This window comes from Halorussus ruber (assembly GCF_004765785.1).
Lineage (GTDB): Archaea > Halobacteriota > Halobacteria > Halobacteriales > Haladaptataceae > Halorussus > Halorussus ruber.
Genome location: NZ_ML219770.1, coordinates 25272 through 41738 on the forward strand (window position 1 = coordinate 25272; position 16467 = coordinate 41738).

A 16467-nucleotide genomic window follows, 5' to 3' on the forward strand; every position below is an offset into this window, starting at 1 on the left:
AGCGCGGTCGCTCCTCGGGCGAAATCGTCCGAAAAACGATGGCCGCAGTAGAGGTGGCCGAGCGTCAGTCGGCCGCGACGGGGGTTCGACGCTCCGAACCGGCCAGTTCCAGCACGTCGTCGAAGAAGCCGAGGGTGTCGTGCGGGCCGGGGTTGGCCTCGGGGTGGTACTGGCGCGTGATGATGTCGAGGTCCTCGCTTTCGAGACCTTCCGGCGTGTCGTCGTTGACGTTGACCTGCGTGACGTCGAGTCGGCCGGGTTCGGCGACGGTGTAGCCGTGGTTCTGGGTCGTCATGACCACCTTGTCGGTCCGGAGGTCGCGGACCGGCTGGTTGACGCCGCGGTGGCCGAAGTCCATCTTCTCGGTGGTGCCGCCGAGCGCGCGGGCGATGATCTGCTGGCCGAGACAGATGCCCGCCAGCGGGACCTCGCCGACGAACTCGTCCACGAGCGACTGGGCGGCCTCGAAGTTCGCGGGGTCACCCGGGCCGTTCGAGACGAACAGCACGTCGGGGTCGAGGTCCGCGACCTCGCCGGGCGTCACGTCGTAGGGCAGGACGTGGACCGTCGCACCGCGTTCGAGCAGCGACTCGACGATGGACCCCTTCGCGCCGCAGTCCACGAGCGCCACGTCAGGGCCTTCGTCCGCGGCCGCCTCGTCGTCGGGATAGTGAGTCTCGCAGTGGGCGACGCTGACCTGCGCGCCGATGTCGGTGTGGTCGCTCATGCCCGGACAGTCCGCGAGGGCCTCCTTGGCCTTCTCGGGGGAGGCGTCGGGACCTGCCGAGATACCGCACTTCATCGCGCCGCCCTCTCGAATCTGGCCCACGAGGTCGCGGGTGTCGAGTTTGTCCACGGCGGGGACGCCCTCGGATTCGAGCCACTCGGCGACGTCGTCGGTCAGTTCTCGCGCGGCGACCGCGCTCGGGTGGACGTCCTCGTCCTCGAAACGCTCCTCTCGGACGCCGTAGTTCCCGATGAGCGGGTACGCGAAGGTCAGGACCTGCTCCTCGTAAGAGGGGTCGGTCAGGCTCTCTTCGTATCCCGTGTACGCGGTCGTGAATACCAGTTCCCCGTGTGACGTGCCCGGAGCGCGACAGCGCGCTTCCACGACGCTGCCACCCTCCAACGCTACGTATGCGGCCGTCATTACGAGATTCATACGTAATCCCGGTGTATAAACCTTGCTTTCGTAGCGAGATTACGAATTTCGTAATCATCAAGTGGTGCCCCCGTCTACTCACACATCTCAATGGACGAACTTGACCGAGAAATCCTGTCCATATTGCGTCGAGACGCCCGAAAGCCCTACACCGAAATCGCCGAGGAGGTCGGCACAAGCGAAGGCACCGTCCGCAACCGCGTCGAGCGCATGACCGACGACGGGGTCATCGAGCGCTTCACGGTCGCCACCCGGACCGGCAACGTGAAGGCGATGATAGAACTCGACGTGGCGGTGGACGTCAACACCTCGGACCTCGGCGAGCGAGTCGCCGACTGGGAGCAGGTGGACTTCGTCTGGCAGGTTTCCGGCGAGGAGGACATCGTGCTGGTCGTGGACGCCGCCGACACCCAGAGCGTGAACCAGTTGATTACGAAAGCCCGCGAACTGGAGGAGGTCGTGAACACGAAGACGCGCCTGATTCTGGACGAGAAACTGGGATAATTTGTTGTGACCGGGCGACAAGGTCGGTTCGAATCTCGAAAGTCGGGGGAGTTGGCGCTTAGAAGTGGTTTTTGGTCCCTTAGATAGGATTGTGTGATTGCTTAACGACTGTTTTCGTATGTCTCTCTGCGAAGGAGCCGCGACGGCGCGCGTGACGACGAACGGAGACGTTTCGGAACTCGAAAGCGGCGCAAGTGAGGATGAATCGGTGGACTGCTAGCGACCGCCTGAACTCCGGACTGTCCTGTCGGCGCGAGCAGGGTTTCAGGCAAAAGCAAGCTAGCTATCGCCGAAGCCGAGGCGTCACCGCAACCGCTCCGCGACCGCGGACCTCACACCTCCCCACCCTCCTCGTTCGCTCCTTTCAGTCGCTCACTCGTCCCTCGCGCGCGTTGCTCGCGCGCGCCGGTCGGAAAGAAAAGTCAGTCGTATGTTAGTCGTTCAGTCGCGCGCCGACCTAAAGCCGACTCAGTCTCCCATTCGGGCTACTCGTCGAGGCTCACCTCGGCGATGCGGGTATTGTAGGGGTCCCGTTCCTCGGCTTCCGGCGGAATCTCCACGTCCGGCGAGTACTGGCTGACGGTCCAGAACCGCCCCGAGGAGGGGTCCACCGAGACGCCGTTGTAGTCGCCCCACCGCAGGGGGTTGGCGGGCGTGCCGAAGCCCTCGCCGAAGTCGTAGTTCGACTCGCCGTCCTGCACGACCACGGCGTCCTCCAGTTGCCCCTCGGGGAAGTCCGCGGTCCGGCCCGCCACGACCGACTGGATGTAGGTGTCGGGTCCGCTGACGTTGTGGGCGATGACCGTCGTGCCGTCGTCGGCCCCGACCGTCGGGATGTAGTAGGAGGTCCCGGCCTCGCCGTAGACGCCGCTCTGGACGACCGACCGCGAGGCCACGTCGATTTCGTACCACCGGATGGCGGCCACCGCGCGCCCGTCGCCGTCCCAGTCGTACTGGATGGTGTGGGCGGTCCAGAGCGACCCGCCGTCCAAGTCGGCGTTCATCAGGCGCGTACCGAGGGTGTCCACGTAGTCGGTTTCGTCGCCGCCCTTCTGGCGGGCCGCTGGCGGATAGCTGTAGGGAGCCACGTCGAGCGTGTAGCAGGAAAGCGACGGGCTATCGAGGGGGTCGGTCAGCTCCCAGAGGGTCAGCGTCTCGGGACTCGGGTCCGGCGCGGGGAAGTCGGCGTTCACCAGATAGTAGGTCTCTGTCTCCCCGCCCGTGAACGGCTGGAGCGCGGGTTGGACCGTGAACGTCAGGCCGTCGGAGTCGGGGTCGTTCATCCCGGTGAAGTGGTAGCCCGTCACCGACTCTCCCGCGTACATCGCGGCCTTGTCGAGGGTCACCATCGTAATCTCGAACGCGTCGCCGAAGAAGTTCTGGGTCAGGTAGATGGCGTCCTCGCCGATACCGAGCGGCGGGTAGTCCACCAGCCCCTCGTTGTCCAGCGGCGGGATGCGGTAGACGTGCCACTCCCCGTTGGGGTTGCTGGTCGCCGAGACCGCGACCACCCACCAGCCCCGCGGCGGGCGACTGACCTGCTCGCCCTCGTACTCGCCTTCCTCCAGCTCCTCGCGGTCGATGATTTCGCCGTCGGTCGTGATGCCCGGTTCGTACTGGGTCGCCGAGACGACGAACCGGTCCGCCTCTCGGTCGTAGCGCGCCCTCGGGTCGAACACGAACGGTTCGCCGAACGCGAATCCGCCCTCCGGCTCCGGAATGACGGGCTTCCAGAGGCGTTCGAGCGGAACCTGATGCTCGCGCTGGCCCGACTGCTTGTTGAAGATGGCGACCTGCCGGTTGAGCGCGTGGACGATTTTCCCGTTCCCCGCCGCGACCTGCGAGTCCGAGGGGACGCCGCCCCGCGTCTCGTCGGCGTTCACGCCGTCGTACTCGGTCCGAACGTCGAGCGGGCCGGGGTCGTCGAGGTTAGTCTCGCGGGCGGCCTGCCGCGGTGGCTGTTCGCCCTCGGCGTCCAGCGCCGCCCGTCGCAGGTCCGCCGCCTCCTCGCTCCGCGGACTCGCCGCAGACACCGAACCAATCTCGCCGCGGGCCTGCTCGGCGCGAATCTGTCCGAAGTTGATGGTCGCGCCCGAGTGGGTTCGCTCGAACGGCCCGTCGGCGCAGTCGGACTGGGCGGTCGCTACCTCGCCGCCGAAGTTCAGCAACGAGAGACCGCCGATTCCCGCGCCGGTCGCCTGCAACAGCCGCCGCCGGTCCATCGAGAGGCGGTCGTCGGTTCCGGCCGCGTGGTCGTCGGTTCCGGTCGATTCTCCCTCGTTCGAGTCTCGCTCGTCTTGTCTCATCGCTGAATCCGACTTGATACTTGCCGCGATATATGTTAGTTAATTGTTCCCTACGCGACGCAGCCGACGACGAACGAACGCGAAATTTTAACACAGAGAACGTGTTACTCAACAATAATCTAACCAGAAGAAAACCGGGCGACTCACCCTGCCGACCGAAGCGCCCGGCTCCTCGCCGAACTGCCCGACTACCGACCGAAGCGCCCGGCTACTGGGGCGGTTTCCCGACGCCGGGCGTCTCGGACTCCACCTCGGCCTCCTCCGGGCGCTGAAGGTAATCCTTCTCCTCGTGGATTCGCTGGTAGAGCGTCCTGAGCGCCCGGTTGAACCGGCCGTAGTGGACCTCCGTCTCCACTCGACCGTCGCGGATGGCCGAGACGATTGCCTCGGGCGAGAACTCCTCGGCGTCGATTTCGGTGTAGGCCCGGCCGACCTCGAAGGGGTAGTGGGCGTCGCTCCCGCCGACCAGCGGCAGGTCGTGGGTGTCGGCGAGTTTCCGGACCCACTGCTCGGTCCGGGGGTGCTTGCCGTTGATTTCGATGGCGTCGAAGTCGGCGTCGACCTCCCGCACCGTGCTGTTGCGGTACGGGTGGGCGACGATGGCCGCACACCCCCTATCGTGGGCTATCTCGACTGCCTCCTCGGGCGAGAGGTCACCCGGCTCGGTCTGACTGGGCGGGTTCGGCCCGACCACGAGGACGTGGCCGTGGGTGGTCGTCACCTCGATGCCGGGAATCGTCCCCGCCACGTCGAACTCCCGGTAGTAGTCGTGGTTCGTCAGCGCCACCCCGTCCAGATTCCGCAGTCGCGCGGCCTCGGTCAGTAGTCGAACCCCTAGCGGGTCGTAGTACTCGGCGGCCCGCTCGTGCCCGTGAAAGAATCGCGTGTGAGAGTGCAGGTCGACGGCGTACACGCCGAGATGTAATAGCCGGTAGACCTTTGACTTTCTGCCCCCAAATCATTGGTCACATGCCCGAGATTTGGGGGACCCCCGCGGGCGACCCTGTCGCGGCCGACGGCGGCGTCTCGGACGACCGCATTCTGGTTTTGAACCCCGTCAGCGGGAACGGCGACCACCGCGAGCGCATTCGGAAGGTGGCCGCCGAGGCCGGGTTCACCGTGCTGGAGACCTGCGCGGCCGGTGAGGCCGTCACCTTCGCCCGACTCGCGGCCAAGGCCGGTGCCGACGTGGTGGCGGCCGCGGGCGGCGACGGCACTGTCAACGAGGTGGTCCGGGGTCTCGCCGGTGCCGACGCCTTCGAGGAGGTGACCTTCGGCGTCGTCCCGACCGGCACGGGCAACAACTTCGCCGGGAACGTGGGCGTCGAGAGCGTCGAACACGCCTTCGAGGTCCTGATGGGCGGCGAGCGCCGCCGCATCGACGTGGCGACCGCGGGCGACGACGAGTTGTTCGTCAACTCCTGCATCGCGGGGCTGACCGCCGAGGCCAGCGCCGCAACCTCGACGGAGATGAAGGACAGACTCGGCGTGCTGGCCTACGTCCTCACGGGTCTCCGGACGGTCCGGGAGTTCGACGCACTCCCCCTCGCGGTCGAGGCCGACTGCCCGACCGACGAGAAGACGTGGTCCGGCGAGGCGGTGATGGTGCTGGTCGGCAACGCCCGGCGGTTCCCCGCCGAGGGGCGCTCACAGGGCAACTGCGAGGACGGCCTGCTGGAGGCGACCATCATCGAGCGGATGCCCCCGACCAACCTGTTAGAGGAGGCCGCGCTCCACCGACTGTTCGGCGACGAGACCGAACACGTCACGCGACTGCTGGCGTCGGAGCTCAGTATCGACGTGCGCCGGGACGAATCGGTCGGGTTCAGTTTCGACGGCGAGACCGAGGAGTACGACGCGCTGACGATGCAGACCAACGAGCGCGTGCTGGAACTCGCCGTCGGCGAAAACTACGAACCGAACCCGGGGTAAAATCGGGCGGAATCAGGTTTCGAGTCGGTACCGGTAGGGTGAGGACTCGATGATTGTCACGTCGCCGTGGCGGGCGCGCCGCCCGAGGACGGTGGCGACGCGGTGGGCGCTCTCGATTCGCTCGCCGCGGGCTTCGAGCAACTGGAGGATTTCGCGCGCGGTCAACGCCTCGTCGGAGTCAGCCTCGGCGAGGACGGTCCGTATCTGCTCGTACTCCCTCGCGCGCTGGGCCATGTTTTCTCTTTCCGCAGTATCGTACTTAACCCTCAGTCAGACGGGCGTCTGACGCCCGGGAACTCGACGGACGGAAAATCTACACCGCGCGGTCGTGCGGCCCGGAGAAGTCCCGCTCGCGGCGGTACTGCTCGACGAACTCCTCGATGTCGAAGTTCAGCATCTCCTCTTCGAACTGGGTCATCGCGTCGTCGTTCTCGGCGTGGCTGACGGCGTGTTCCATCAGTTCCACGACGAGTTCGACCACGATTTCGTGGAGGCGACGCGAGTCGAAGTCGGTCAGCCACACCAGCGCGTAGCCCACGTCCTGGTCCTCCTCGACGTTCTCGCTGACGACCTCGCCGGGGAACTCCTCCAGCACGACGCCCATGATGTGGGCCGTGCCGAACTCGCCGAGGTCGTCGTCGGTCTCGACGGTCTCTCGGAGGACGTTCACGAGGAACTCGGGGACGAAGCGGGAGGGCGGGTGGACGTCGGTCACGACCGCGTGACTGTCGCCGCAGTCGCAGTCGTACTCGCGCATGCCCATGTCGAGGTCGTGGACGTGTACCGACTCGCCGCAGGGGAGTTCGAGTTTCGCCCCGCGACCGCCCGGAACGCGCGGTTCTGCCATGCGAGGTGGTTGGGTTTTCGAGCGTTTAAAGGCCGCGACTTGGGGGATGGTGGGTCGGTTTGGGTAGTTTGGGTCGAAGATAGCTCCGTTGAAGACATACTTAGTTGTCTCAAGGAATTGTATATTTATTCTTAGCTATTATTATTATTTGTTAGTGATGTCGATAGGGCTTCGCTTTCCGCTCCGGCGCGTGCGAGCGCGACGCCCGAAAGCGTCGCGCCGCGCGCGAGGGACGAGCAACGGAGCGGAGCGAGTAGCGCAGGAGGGTGGGGAGGACGAGGCGCGGTGCGGGGCGGTGCGGTAACTCCTGTGTTCAAGCCTGAAGCTAGCTCTCCGTCGCTGTCCGGTCTTCTCACTCCCGGCCTCGTTGAAACCACGAATCAAAGACACTTCTCGGCGATTCCGACGCCAAGGTTCAAATACCAGCGGGCGGCCAACCATCTCTACCGAAGATGGCGAAGCAAATCTGCATCTCCCGCGAGGCCCACGAGCGACTGAAAGACCTCCGGAGAGACGGCGAGACGTTCACCGAGGCTATCCTGCGCGTGACCGACGGGCGAAGAAGATAACGAGCGGAGAGGAGAGTTCAGGGCCAGTCGTCGCGCTGGTCTTCCTCGACTCCGTCCTCGCCGTCCTCGCCGTCTCCGGCCAGTTCCCACTCGGCGGCCTCGGCGGCCTCCTCGACGTCGAGGTACTCCCACTCCTGCTGTTCGGCGAGTTCGCGGTCCTCGTCGGTCGTGCCGACGAAGACGTGGCGGTCGGTGTCGAACTGCTCGCGGACGCTCTCCAAACTCTCGCCTTTCCCCTTCGGGCCGGAGAAGAAGTCCTGCCGGATGCGGTTCTTCCGGGTGAAGTTGGTCACGACGTAGGTGGGCTTGTCCGAGACGACGCCGACGTACTGGCTCCACCGGCGGGCGTCGTCGAACACCGCCTCGGACGTCTCCATCTCCTCCAGCGCAGAGAGTTCGAAGGCGAGGGTCATCTCGCCGCTTCCGTTCATATCTCCCTCTCGGCGCGTGGCGGCAAAAACGCCTTCGGTACGGACTCCGCCGTGAGTCCGCCGTCGAACCGTCCCGGACCTCAGACGAGTTCGACGCGGAGGTACTCCGAGAACACGACCACCGGTTCGTCGGCGAACACCGACGCGAGTTCGGGCGTGACTGCAATCGTCGCTCGCTCGTCGTACTCGACGAGCAGTTGCTGGGCGCGCTCGGGCAACTCGTCGAAGTGCCGGACCGCGGTTCCGGGCGGAACGGTCGTCGTCGGACGGACGCGAAGGGTTCGCCCGTCCCTCTCTGTTCGCGGGGTCGTGTTCGAGGACATTGTGCTACACGATACCAAATGTCGTGGAGTATCTTAAACCTTCTGCCGCCAGTAACCAACACGTCTCTCGCGTAGATATTCCGCTCGCGGGTGACTTCGAAAAGGCAATCGTCGCGTCGCACGTCGAACGCTGAACGTCGAACGCCAAACGCCGGATCGGAACCGGCGAGCCGCGGACCGGAGGGCCGCGATACCGGCGGGTCGAGCGGCGGAGCGGTTTAGAAGCGGTAGCCTTCGTCTTCGTCGCCCAGCGAGCGCTCGGTGGTCTCCATCATCTCGTCGGCGAACTCCATCTCGTCGCGGGTGTCGGTCTCCATCGTGGTCTGGTACTCCTTGATGCCGAGCGAGAGAATCTCCTCGAGGGCCTCCTGGCGGTCCACGAACTCGTCCTGCGTGACGAGCTGGTCGATCTGCATGTCCATGTCGTCGGACAGCGAGATTTCGAGTTGGGGCATAGGCTGGGCTAACGGTTCCAACTACAACAACGTTGGGTTGGCCCGCGATTTCGCTCCGAGTCGGGCGACTCGCCGCGGTCGAGACGCGACCGTCGCCTCGGCAAGCAGGATTTTGGGCGTTCGGGCCGTCGATTCGCGCATGGCAAGCGTCCGCCGCCACCTCGACGGAATCGCCGAGACCGCCGCCGAGACACTCGACGAGCGGTCGGGGTCCGCAGTCGAGGACCACGAGTACCGCGAGGCGCTCGAAGCGATGCGGGAAATCGGCGACGAGTCGGCAGTGGACCGACTCGCCGAGGACATCGAACGCTCGATACGGCAATCCGAGACGCTCCCGCAAGAACAGTCGGTGCGGTCGCTCGGTAGGGACATCTGCGACGAGAAGGGGTACGAGATTCCGGCCGACTCGTGGTTCGCGCGGTGAGGTCGGGCGAAGGGCGAATCGCGCGGCCTACTGTTCCTGGGGAATCGCCAGCTCTTCGGGGTCGAAGTCCTTCTCCAGGAGGGTCTCCTTCTGGTCGGCGACCTCGGCCTCTTGGCGGATGAGGTCCTTGTACTTGCCCTGCGGGGCGATGTCGCCGATGAGGACGCCGCCGATGAGTTTGCCGTCCTTGAACGTGAGGCGACGCCACTCGGTGTCGCTGTACTTGCGCTCGCACTCGTCGTCGCCCAGCGTCGGGAAGCCGAAGCTGAGGAAGGGGAAGTCGAAGTGCGTGATGGAGTACGACGAGACCCAGCGGAAGGCCGCCTCCTCGTCGTCGGCGACCATGTTCTTCGCGGCGATTTGGCCCTGCTCTTTCGCGCTACCCCACGAACCGTTCTGGGCGTACTCGTCGAGGATAGTGTCGTAGTACCGGGTGATGTCACCCGCCGCGTAGATGTCCTCGACGTTGGTCTGCATGTACTCGTCGACGACGATACCGCTGTCCTCCTCGATGCCGGTGCCCTGGAGGTACTCGGTGTTGAAGTTCAGGCCGATGGCGACGCCGACGAAGTCGCTGTCGTACTCGTTGCCGTTGGCGTCCACCGTCGAGACGACGCGCCCGTCGTCGTCCGTCTTGAAGCTCTCGACGCCGCTTTCGAGGACCGGCTCGACGCCCTTCTCTTCGAGGGCGTCGTGGATGATTTCCGCGCCGTCGAGGCTCAGGCCGTAGCGCCACCAGCGGTTGCCCCGCATGATGTACTTGGCGTCCACGTCCTGTGCGGCGCAGACCGCCGCGAGGTCGATGCCCAGCAGGCCCGCGCCGACGACGACGCCCTGGTCGGCTTGGTCGGCGTTCTCCTGAATCTTCCGGGCGTCTTGGAACGTCCAGAAGTGATGAATGCCCTCGGCGTCGCTGTTGTCCACCGGAAGCTGAGTAGGGGTGCCGCCCGTGGCCACGAGGAGCTTATCGTACTCGAAGGTTCCGCTGTCGTGGGTGTGGACCTCGTGGGCGTCGGGGTCGACCTCGGTGACGAACGTGTTGAGTTCGAGGTCGATGTCCCGCTCGTCGTACCACTCGGGTTCGTGGATGGAGATGGGCGCTTCGGGGAGCTTTCCTTTTGCGAATTCCTTGATGAGAATACGGTTGTACAGGGCCTCACCTTCGTCGGTGATGACCGATACGTCGGCGTCCGGGTCCTCCTCGCGGATGGTCTCCGCAGCGGAGCTTCCCGCAATCCCGTCACCGATAATCACGTACGACTCGCTCATAACCGAATCTTCATCTTCGGGGTTAAAGTCGGTTGCTATCTCAGTATCGTGCCAGATATTCACGAACGGACGAGCTTTTGGGCGTCGCGTCCTAAACACCGAACGATGAAGATAAACCAGAACGTCCGCCACTTCGCCTCGCGGAAGGCGCTGGAACTGCCGGTGGTCTCGGACATCGTGAGCGAGAAGCTCGTGGACCTGCACACCAGAATCTTCCTCGAAAAGGCCGACGAGGCTCACCGCGAAGAACGCCGCGAGCGCCTCGACGCCTTCTTCGACGCGACGATGGACACCTACCTCGCGGCGCTACAGGAGGGCGCGCCCGAGGCCGAGGCCCGCGAAATCACCCACATTCAGGCCAACTTCGACTTCTACAACCACGGCTGGACCGAGATGATGGAGTTCCCGAGCGACGAACTCGACGACCACTACGACCGCTACCGAGAGTTCTTCGAGCGCCACGGCATCGCCATCGAGGACCCGCTCGGCGAGTTCACCCCCGAGGGCGGGATTCCCGACGCGCCCTCGACGCCCGAGAAGTTGGAGGAACCCGAACACCCCTACGCGGAGGGCGGATTTGCGGACGACGTGTACGTCCAAGGCCCCGACGGCGAGATTCAGGTCGGCGGGCAGGACGAGCCCGACGAAGTAGACGTGAGCCAAGCGCCCGGCGTGAGCGACGAGGACGCCGAGGCATAATCAACAGAAGTTTAATTGAGGATTTATTCTTCTTTCCAATCAATATCTCGGGCGACTAGTTGTTCATGCACTTCACAATAAAGGACTCGGTGGCCATCTATTTCGTACCAAGAAATGGGATTTCCATCTTCGTCAGTATCCTTTCGGAGATATTTATTATCTGGATGGTGATACCTATTCAAACTTTTAAGAGCAAAAGGACTCCCGCAAATATCACAGGTAGTTTTCTTTTTTGTCCCAAAATACCACGATGTAATGAATATAATAACAATTGGAACAATCAACAATTCATATATATCACTGACAGTTACCGCAAGCGGAAATGCTTGAAGAAGAGGTTGGAACCACCACGGCGAAGAATAGCCAGCGGTGGAGATAAATTTCATCAAAACAAGAAATATCCAGATTGTGCTTGCGACACCACCCATAAACAGTAGAGCTTCTACCTTCATCCAATTAAAAGGTAATATTCCTTGAAGCCAATTGATAATCTTCCGTGTATTTTCCGGATATGATCCATTTCCTACTTCTCGAAGATCGTTATTTGACTGGATGTCTTTCGCACGTTGCGCAGATCGCCTTGCAGGTCGAGAAAGAGATAAGTCTTGAGGTTCGCCAGTAGAGGGACTTTCCTCGCCTTGTTCCTTCTTTTTCGTCGTTTCTTTAGTAGTTGTTTCCCCCTGAGGTTCTCCATCGCCAAGAATCGGTTTCAATAACTTTTCATAAATTGTGGTGGTAACAGTAAGAAAAGCTAGAACCGAACTAATCGTATTTACGTTAGTTCCAAATCCTAGACCAGATAGAAATAAAGTTAATGCAGAGGTTACAACTCCAGCCAAAATAACTGCGCCAATATAGGCACCTGCATTTCGTTTTAAGGCCATGTAATCTTGCCTTCATATTTCCTTCTATTTTAATGTTCTGTTTGACATACTGTAATAAATAATGTATTTTGGTAAGGGAATTACTAGAAGCTCTACTCCGGGCTGACGACCTGCTTTCGTCCTGCGATTCTATCTGCACACTCGTACCCTGCCACGATGCCGCCGTTCAGACTGCGCTCGGGATACTGCGCGCGACTCGCCATCCCGGCGTAGTAGAGGCCGTCCGCGACCTCCGCGCCGAGGTCGTAGGGAATCACCATGTCGAGATACCCGCGTTCGTAAATCGGCGCGGCGCGGGGGTTCTTGGCGAGGCGGAACTCCTCGACGTGCGAGCGGTCCCAGTCGGGGAACATCTCCTCGACGTGGCCCAACCAGAGGTCCTCGATTTCGTCCTCGTCCATCTGCCAGAGGTCCTCCTCGTAGTCCTGGATGTAGCTGGCGACGTACAGCAGGTGGTCGCCGCCGTAGTTCTCCGGCGGGATGTAGTTGGTGTGTTCGATGAGCGCGCCGAAGGGCGCGTCGTGGGCGACGTTGAGCCAGTAGGTGTCGGTCAGGGCCTCGTCCATCGTGACCAGCGCACAGACCGCGCCCTGGAAGTCGATGTCGCACTCGTAGCCACAGAGGTCTTCGAGGACGTTCGGCATCGCCGCGACCACCACGTCCTCGACCTCGTGGGTCTCGGTGGTCGTCTCGGGGTCGTCGGTCTCGACGCCGCCGTCCGCCTCGGCCTCGGCTTTCGGCTCCTCGCTGGCGGCGTCTGCGCCGTCCGCGACCTCCACGGTCATCTCGCTGACCGAGCCGTCTTCGAGGTCCAAATCGGTGACGCGGGCGTTCGTGGTGATGTTCTCGCGGCCGACCTCCTCCACGAGGGCGTCCAGTAGTTGGCCGAACCCGCCTTCGAGATAGCCGAGGGGTTCGCCCCGGAGGAGGTCGCGCTCGCCGCGGAACTTGATGCGCCCCAGCAACCACGCCGCGCTCACGTCGTCCTTCCGGTCGCCGAACTTGGCGTCGAGCAGTGGCTCGAAGAAGCCCTCGTAGACGCCGTTGGAGGTGTGTTCGCGCAGGAAGTCCTCGATGGGCACGTCCTCGAAGTCCTCCAGATTCTCGTAGGTGTCGAACTTCGGAATCCCGCCGCGCACGTCGATTTCCTGCGTGAGCATCGTGAGGCGGAACTTGTCGTAGACGCTCATGTGGGGGTAGGCCAGAATCTCCCACGGCTTGTCCATCGGGTAGACCGTCCCGTCCCAGTAGTAGGCGTTCTTGCCGATTGGCCACTCCAAGTTGTGGCCGAGTCCCAACTCCTCGACGAGGTCCACGATGGTCTCCTCGGAAGCCGAGAGGTGGTGATAGAACTTCTCGACGGGGTCGCCCGCGGTCTCGTAGACCGCCGCGAGACCGCCGACTTGGTCGCTGGCTTCGAATACCTGCACGTCGTGCCCGTGTTGCTGGAGGCGGTAGGCGGCCGCGAGACCCGCGATTCCCCCACCGACGACACCTTTCATATCACGTCATTCGCCGTGGCCGGGCAAAGGTCTTATTGAAGGCTGGCGGGTGTCAGTGGGTGGAGGTGTCAGATAACAGCCGAGACTCAGATTCGCCTCGATCCCCGACCATCTGTCGTTCGGCGCGCGCTGGCGAGAGTTCATCTCTCGCCATACCGCGCGAGGGCTGAGGACCGTAGGCCGAAGGCCGAGGACCGCAAGCGGTTGGGGAGGTTCGAGGCTGTTGCGGTGCGCGGCAGTTGCGGTGACTCCTGTGTTCACGCCTGAAACTAGCTTCCTCCTCCCTTCGACCCCACTTTCGTGCCCACTAATTCAGAGTGCGGGAATCAAAACTTCAGCCGCAGAAATCCTCCCGAACTCGTTCTGCTGGCCTTTTTCAGGACCGCCCGCGTAGCCCGGCGTATGACCCGATTCGACGCCGCAACCCCCGAGGAGCGCCAGAAACTGTTCGCCGAAGGCATCGCCGCCCACCGAGAGCGCGCGAGCGCCTTCGTCACCTTCGAGGCCGACGCGGACGCCTCCGCGCTCGACGGCGAGGACGCAAGCGAGGAGCGCGAAATCGAGAGCGAGGAGGGCGAAACAGCGGACGAGGAAGAGTCCGCCGACCCCCAGCAAGCCCCGCCGTGGGTCCAGTTCGGCGACGGGACGCTCAACCTCGACTGCACCGACGCCGAGTTGGACGACTTGAAGGCCCTCCTCGGGGATTTCCCGGCGTTCAAAATCGACGACATCATCCGGCCCGACGAGGCCGAGGGCATCAACGTCCGGGTGTCGGCGCTGGCCGACGCGAATCGAGTCTCCCAGTGCGTCGAGCGCGTCTTCCGCGAGGTCTACGACCAACCGGAGGGGTATCGAGTGTGGGTTACTGCGGTGTGAATTTGGTTTTGAGAGGTTCGAAGGTTTCGAGAGCGGTAGATACGTGAGTATGACTGTGATTCGTAGATTCGTCGTGGTGTTGTCCTCTTGAAGCCCCCGCCCGGTCGCGGTCGCTCTGTGAGATATTTCCGCGCTCTCTGCACAGCCCGCGCGGAAATAGTGGCTCACAGAGACGACCAAGCAAGCGCGACCGGGCGGCCCCTTCATCCCACCCGTGGTGGTTTGGTCCACCGAGCGCGCCCCGGTGTCGCCAGCCGATTTTCGCAGTCGGGAGTGAGCGCGGCGCTCCGGAATCGACCGCCCGGAGGAATATTCTATTTTCTTAAAGCAACCTATACCATGCTTAAAGATTGTAAAAATTACCTATTCCCTAGTCCCGAACGTCAGTCCATCTGGATGTACGTCCGAGTCGTCCCGACGCCCTCGACGGTGTGAATCCCGTCGGTGACTACCTTCTGGAGGTCTCGAATCGTCTCGCCTTCGATTTCGGCCACGATGTCGAAGTCCCCCGCGACGACGTGGGCCTCCGTGACTCCCGAGAGGTCGCGGATGGTGGCCGCCGCGTCCTCGGTCGCTCCCGTCCCCGTGATTACCGTCGTGTACGCACGGACCATATCACGGAATACGACGAGCGGGACCAAAGCGTTAGTGCCGCGGGCAGACCACCGGTCTCGTTCTACCTGCCAAACGGTTCGGTGTCCAAAGTCCAATCTTCCAACTAGTCTGGCCTGCCAAACACGGTTTCCGTGCGGAGGTGCAATTCGTGTCTCTATGAGCCTCGTCGCGGAGTTCGAAGTCCCGACCGACGAATTCGCGTTACAGAGTGCGCTCGACGCGGTTCCCGACATGCGAATCGAGATGGAGCGCCTCGCAACCCACAGCAGAGAGTGGGTGATGCCCTTCCTCTGGGCCTCGGGCGGCGACATCGACGACTTCGCGTCGGCGATGGAGGACGACGGGACGGTCACCGACGTGACGACGCTCGACCGACTCGACGGGACGGCGCTGTACAAAGTCGAGTGGCACGAGTCGGTCGAGCGCCGCGTGGACGCGATGATTGACCAACACGCCATCATCCAGGAGGCGGTCGCCGACCGCGAGTGGTTCCTCAAGTTGCGGTTCGCCGACGAGGACGAACTCTCGGAGTTCCGTACTCACTTCGGGCCGAACTTCCAACTCCGGCGCAAGTACCGGACCACCGAACCCCGGCACGGCGAGTTCGGCCTGACGCCCGAACAGCGCGAGACCCTCGTTCTGGCCTCCGAGCTGGGGTATTTCTCGGTGCCGCGCGAGGCGACCGTCGAGGACATCGCCGACCACCTCGACATCTCGGCCAACTCGGTGTCCCAGCGACTGCGGCGCGCTCACGACGCACTCGTGCAAAACACCCTGCTGGTGAACGGGCAACAGCGTACCGACCGAGACGAGCATTAATATTGAGGCCGTGTCCTTATGCCGACCTTTTATTAAGTAGAGATAGGATGGCAATCGAGAGACGAGACGCGCGTTCGGTACCGACGAGTCGTCGCGCAACGGTTTTCGAGCAAGTATGGGCGTAGCCACAACCTTCGAAGTCGAGGTTCCGGCCTCGACCCTCGCGCTGGCGGAGACCTTCGAGCGCGCGCCGGAGGCGACGGTCCGCATCGAGCGCACCGTCGGCGGCGGGAACGACCAGATGATGCCCCACGCGTGGGTTTCCGACGTCGAGACGGGTCGCGCCGCGGACCTGCTCGCGGCCGACCCGTCAGTAACCGAGGTCCGGAAACTCGGCGAGGACAGCGACGGCGAACTCCTCGAAATCGAGTTCGAGGGCGACATCTGCGAGTTCACCGACGCCATCGCCGAGCGCGGCGGGGTGATTCTGCGCGCGACTGCCACCGACGGCGTCTGGACCTTCCAGCTGCGGTTCGCCGACCGAGGAGACATCGGCGAGGTGTTCGACGACGAATTCAACCAGCGCTACGAGGCGACGGTCACCCGACTGTACGGTTCGAACGACGCGCCCTCTGCACGGACTGGCGTGACCGACAAGCAACGACGGGCGCTCTCGACCGCCTTCGAGTTGGGCTACTACAGCGTCCCGCGGGACGTGGACCTCCGGACGGTCGGCGAGCGCCTCGACATCTCCCGGCAGGCCGTCTCCGAGCGCCTGCGCCGGGGCCACGAGTTGCTGGTCAGCGACTACCTCGGGAAGACCGACGAGAATTGACATCCTCCCCGCCCTGAAGGGCGAGGATTCCCACGGTACTGTACCGCTGAGGTGGGATGGTTACGGTTTGTAGTC

20 protein-coding genes are annotated in these 16467 nt (G+C 63.2%); 8 read left to right on the plus strand and 12 right to left on the minus strand.

All coding sequences use genetic code 11. From position 1 onward, the window contains the following. Positions 1-64: 64 nt before the first annotated feature. On the minus strand, positions 65-1150 hold the full coding sequence (carA, locus tag EPL01_RS03475; protein ID WP_135823875.1) for a glutamine-hydrolyzing carbamoyl-phosphate synthase small subunit: 1086 nt from the start codon (positions 1148-1150) through the stop codon (positions 65-67). Positions 1151-1252: 102 nt separating this feature from the next. Between carA and EPL01_RS03480 the strand changes: the two genes are divergently transcribed. Then, complete coding sequence (locus EPL01_RS03480) at positions 1253-1666, plus strand: Lrp/AsnC family transcriptional regulator (protein WP_135823876.1); 414 nt, start codon at positions 1253-1255, stop codon at positions 1664-1666. Positions 1667-2151: 485 nt separating this feature from the next. Here EPL01_RS03480 and EPL01_RS03485 read toward each other — a convergent pair whose 3' ends face one another. Together EPL01_RS03485 and EPL01_RS03490 are read right to left on the minus strand one after the other, a co-directional pair. After that, positions 2152-3972, minus strand: a complete 1821-nt coding sequence (locus tag EPL01_RS03485; protein WP_135823877.1) for a hypothetical protein — start codon at positions 3970-3972, stop codon at positions 2152-2154. 208 nt (positions 3973-4180) lie between these two features. Next, positions 4181-4885, minus strand: coding sequence for a CehA/McbA family metallohydrolase (locus tag EPL01_RS03490; protein WP_135823878.1), 705 nt, complete (start codon positions 4883-4885; stop codon positions 4181-4183). Between the two features lie 56 nt (positions 4886-4941). Here EPL01_RS03490 and EPL01_RS03495 point away from each other — a divergent pair, with 56 nt between their 5' ends. Continuing rightward, on the plus strand, positions 4942-5904 hold the full coding sequence (locus EPL01_RS03495; RefSeq protein ID WP_135823879.1) for a diacylglycerol/lipid kinase family protein: 963 nt from the start codon (positions 4942-4944) through the stop codon (positions 5902-5904). A gap of 12 nt (positions 5905-5916) precedes the next feature. Here EPL01_RS03495 and EPL01_RS03500 read toward each other — a convergent pair whose 3' ends face one another. Together EPL01_RS03500 and EPL01_RS03505 are read right to left on the minus strand one after the other, a co-directional pair. Beyond that, entirely contained in the window at positions 5917-6138 is a 222-nt protein-coding gene (locus EPL01_RS03500; protein ID WP_135823880.1) for a hypothetical protein, read from the minus strand. A gap of 79 nt (positions 6139-6217) precedes the next feature. Continuing rightward, positions 6218-6751: a DUF5815 family protein gene (locus tag EPL01_RS03505; protein WP_135823881.1), complete on the minus strand. Its 534-nt coding sequence runs from the start codon at positions 6749-6751 to the stop codon at positions 6218-6220. A 452-nt stretch (positions 6752-7203) separates the two neighbouring features. Between EPL01_RS03505 and EPL01_RS22170 the strand changes: the two genes are divergently transcribed. Beyond that, positions 7204-7320, plus strand: coding sequence for an antitoxin VapB family protein (locus EPL01_RS22170; RefSeq protein WP_246045623.1), 117 nt, complete (start codon positions 7204-7206; stop codon positions 7318-7320). Positions 7321-7337: 17 nt separating this feature from the next. Here EPL01_RS22170 and EPL01_RS03510 read toward each other — a convergent pair whose 3' ends face one another. The 3 genes from EPL01_RS03510 to EPL01_RS03520 all read right to left on the minus strand — a co-directional run bounded on the left by EPL01_RS03510 (position 7338) and on the right by EPL01_RS03520 (position 8529). Beyond that, on the minus strand, positions 7338-7751 hold the full coding sequence (locus EPL01_RS03510) for a DUF7124 domain-containing protein (protein WP_135823882.1): 414 nt from the start codon (positions 7749-7751) through the stop codon (positions 7338-7340). 80 nt (positions 7752-7831) lie between these two features. Next, positions 7832-8074 carry a DUF7979 domain-containing protein gene (locus tag EPL01_RS03515; protein ID WP_135823883.1) on the minus strand — a complete coding sequence of 81 codons (243 nt, stop codon included), beginning with the start codon at positions 8072-8074 and terminating at the stop codon, positions 7832-7834. A 218-nt stretch (positions 8075-8292) separates the two neighbouring features. Further along, positions 8293-8529 (minus strand): DUF7120 family protein, encoded by a 237-nt coding sequence (locus EPL01_RS03520; protein WP_135823884.1) that lies wholly within the window; start codon positions 8527-8529, stop codon positions 8293-8295. Between the two features lie 139 nt (positions 8530-8668). Here EPL01_RS03520 and EPL01_RS03525 point away from each other — a divergent pair, with 139 nt between their 5' ends. Next, a complete protein-coding gene (locus EPL01_RS03525) occupies positions 8669-8953 on the plus strand; it encodes a hypothetical protein (RefSeq protein WP_135823885.1) in 285 nt (94 codons plus the stop codon). 27 nt (positions 8954-8980) lie between these two features. On the opposite strand, the gene EPL01_RS03530 is transcribed toward EPL01_RS03525, so the two are convergent. After that, entirely contained in the window at positions 8981-10222 is a 1242-nt protein-coding gene (locus tag EPL01_RS03530) for an NAD(P)/FAD-dependent oxidoreductase (protein WP_135823886.1), read from the minus strand. Between the two features lie 105 nt (positions 10223-10327). Between EPL01_RS03530 and EPL01_RS03535 the strand changes: the two genes are divergently transcribed. Next, positions 10328-10921, plus strand: a complete 594-nt coding sequence (locus EPL01_RS03535; RefSeq protein ID WP_135823887.1) for a DUF6149 family protein — start codon at positions 10328-10330, stop codon at positions 10919-10921. A gap of 23 nt (positions 10922-10944) precedes the next feature. Here the strand turns inward: EPL01_RS03535 and EPL01_RS03540 are convergent, their stop codons facing one another. Further along, complete coding sequence (locus EPL01_RS03540; RefSeq protein WP_135823888.1) at positions 10945-11805, minus strand: hypothetical protein; 861 nt, start codon at positions 11803-11805, stop codon at positions 10945-10947. Positions 11806-11897: 92 nt separating this feature from the next. Continuing rightward, positions 11898-13307, minus strand: a complete 1410-nt coding sequence (locus EPL01_RS03545; protein ID WP_135823889.1) for an NAD(P)/FAD-dependent oxidoreductase — start codon at positions 13305-13307, stop codon at positions 11898-11900. A gap of 402 nt (positions 13308-13709) precedes the next feature. Between EPL01_RS03545 and EPL01_RS03550 the strand changes: the two genes are divergently transcribed. Further along, the gene (locus tag EPL01_RS03550) at positions 13710-14183 is read left to right on the plus strand and encodes a DUF7975 family protein (RefSeq protein ID WP_135823890.1); all 474 of its coding nucleotides are present in this window, start codon (positions 13710-13712) and stop codon (positions 14181-14183) included. A gap of 383 nt (positions 14184-14566) precedes the next feature. Here the strand turns inward: EPL01_RS03550 and EPL01_RS03555 are convergent, their stop codons facing one another. Next, positions 14567-14797 carry an Lrp/AsnC family transcriptional regulator gene (locus tag EPL01_RS03555; protein ID WP_135823891.1) on the minus strand — a complete coding sequence of 77 codons (231 nt, stop codon included), beginning with the start codon at positions 14795-14797 and terminating at the stop codon, positions 14567-14569. 157 nt (positions 14798-14954) lie between these two features. Between EPL01_RS03555 and EPL01_RS03560 the strand changes: the two genes are divergently transcribed. Both EPL01_RS03560 and EPL01_RS03565 read left to right on the plus strand, forming a co-directional pair. Beyond that, positions 14955-15617: a helix-turn-helix domain-containing protein gene (locus tag EPL01_RS03560; RefSeq protein ID WP_135823892.1), complete on the plus strand. Its 663-nt coding sequence runs from the start codon at positions 14955-14957 to the stop codon at positions 15615-15617. A gap of 115 nt (positions 15618-15732) precedes the next feature. Further along, positions 15733-16392, plus strand: a complete 660-nt coding sequence (locus EPL01_RS03565; protein ID WP_135823893.1) for a helix-turn-helix domain-containing protein — start codon at positions 15733-15735, stop codon at positions 16390-16392. Positions 16393-16467 lie beyond the last annotated feature (75 nt).

Coding starts and splice junctions, on each gene's coding strand:
- EPL01_RS03510 (WP_135823882.1), bottom strand. CDS start 7,751: ATGAACGGAAGCGGCGAGATGACCCTCGCCTTCGAACTCTCTGCGCTG.
- EPL01_RS03495 (WP_135823879.1), top strand. CDS start 4,942: ATGCCCGAGATTTGGGGGACCCCCGCGGGCGACCCTGTCGCGGCCGAC.
- EPL01_RS03540 (WP_135823888.1), bottom strand. CDS start 11,805: ATGGCCTTAAAACGAAATGCAGGTGCCTATATTGGCGCAGTTATTTTG.
- EPL01_RS03485 (WP_135823877.1), bottom strand. CDS start 3,972: ATGAGACAAGACGAGCGAGACTCGAACGAGGGAGAATCGACCGGAACC.
- EPL01_RS03555 (WP_135823891.1), bottom strand. CDS start 14,797: ATGGTCCGTGCGTACACGACGGTAATCACGGGGACGGGAGCGACCGAG.
- EPL01_RS03500 (WP_135823880.1), bottom strand. CDS start 6,138: ATGGCCCAGCGCGCGAGGGAGTACGAGCAGATACGGACCGTCCTCGCC.
- EPL01_RS03505 (WP_135823881.1), bottom strand. CDS start 6,751: ATGGCAGAACCGCGCGTTCCGGGCGGTCGCGGGGCGAAACTCGAACTC.
- EPL01_RS22170 (WP_246045623.1), top strand. CDS start 7,204: ATGGCGAAGCAAATCTGCATCTCCCGCGAGGCCCACGAGCGACTGAAA.
- EPL01_RS03480 (WP_135823876.1), top strand. CDS start 1,253: ATGGACGAACTTGACCGAGAAATCCTGTCCATATTGCGTCGAGACGCC.
- EPL01_RS03560 (WP_135823892.1), top strand. CDS start 14,955: ATGAGCCTCGTCGCGGAGTTCGAAGTCCCGACCGACGAATTCGCGTTA.
- EPL01_RS03520 (WP_135823884.1), bottom strand. CDS start 8,529: ATGCCCCAACTCGAAATCTCGCTGTCCGACGACATGGACATGCAGATC.
- EPL01_RS03535 (WP_135823887.1), top strand. CDS start 10,328: ATGAAGATAAACCAGAACGTCCGCCACTTCGCCTCGCGGAAGGCGCTG.
- EPL01_RS03550 (WP_135823890.1), top strand. CDS start 13,710: ATGACCCGATTCGACGCCGCAACCCCCGAGGAGCGCCAGAAACTGTTC.
- EPL01_RS03515 (WP_135823883.1), bottom strand. CDS start 8,074: ATGTCCTCGAACACGACCCCGCGAACAGAGAGGGACGGGCGAACCCTT.
- EPL01_RS03565 (WP_135823893.1), top strand. CDS start 15,733: ATGGGCGTAGCCACAACCTTCGAAGTCGAGGTTCCGGCCTCGACCCTC.
- EPL01_RS03525 (WP_135823885.1), top strand. CDS start 8,669: ATGGCAAGCGTCCGCCGCCACCTCGACGGAATCGCCGAGACCGCCGCC.
- carA (WP_135823875.1), bottom strand. CDS start 1,150: ATGACGGCCGCATACGTAGCGTTGGAGGGTGGCAGCGTCGTGGAAGCG.
- EPL01_RS03530 (WP_135823886.1), bottom strand. CDS start 10,222: ATGAGCGAGTCGTACGTGATTATCGGTGACGGGATTGCGGGAAGCTCC.
- EPL01_RS03545 (WP_135823889.1), bottom strand. CDS start 13,307: ATGAAAGGTGTCGTCGGTGGGGGAATCGCGGGTCTCGCGGCCGCCTAC.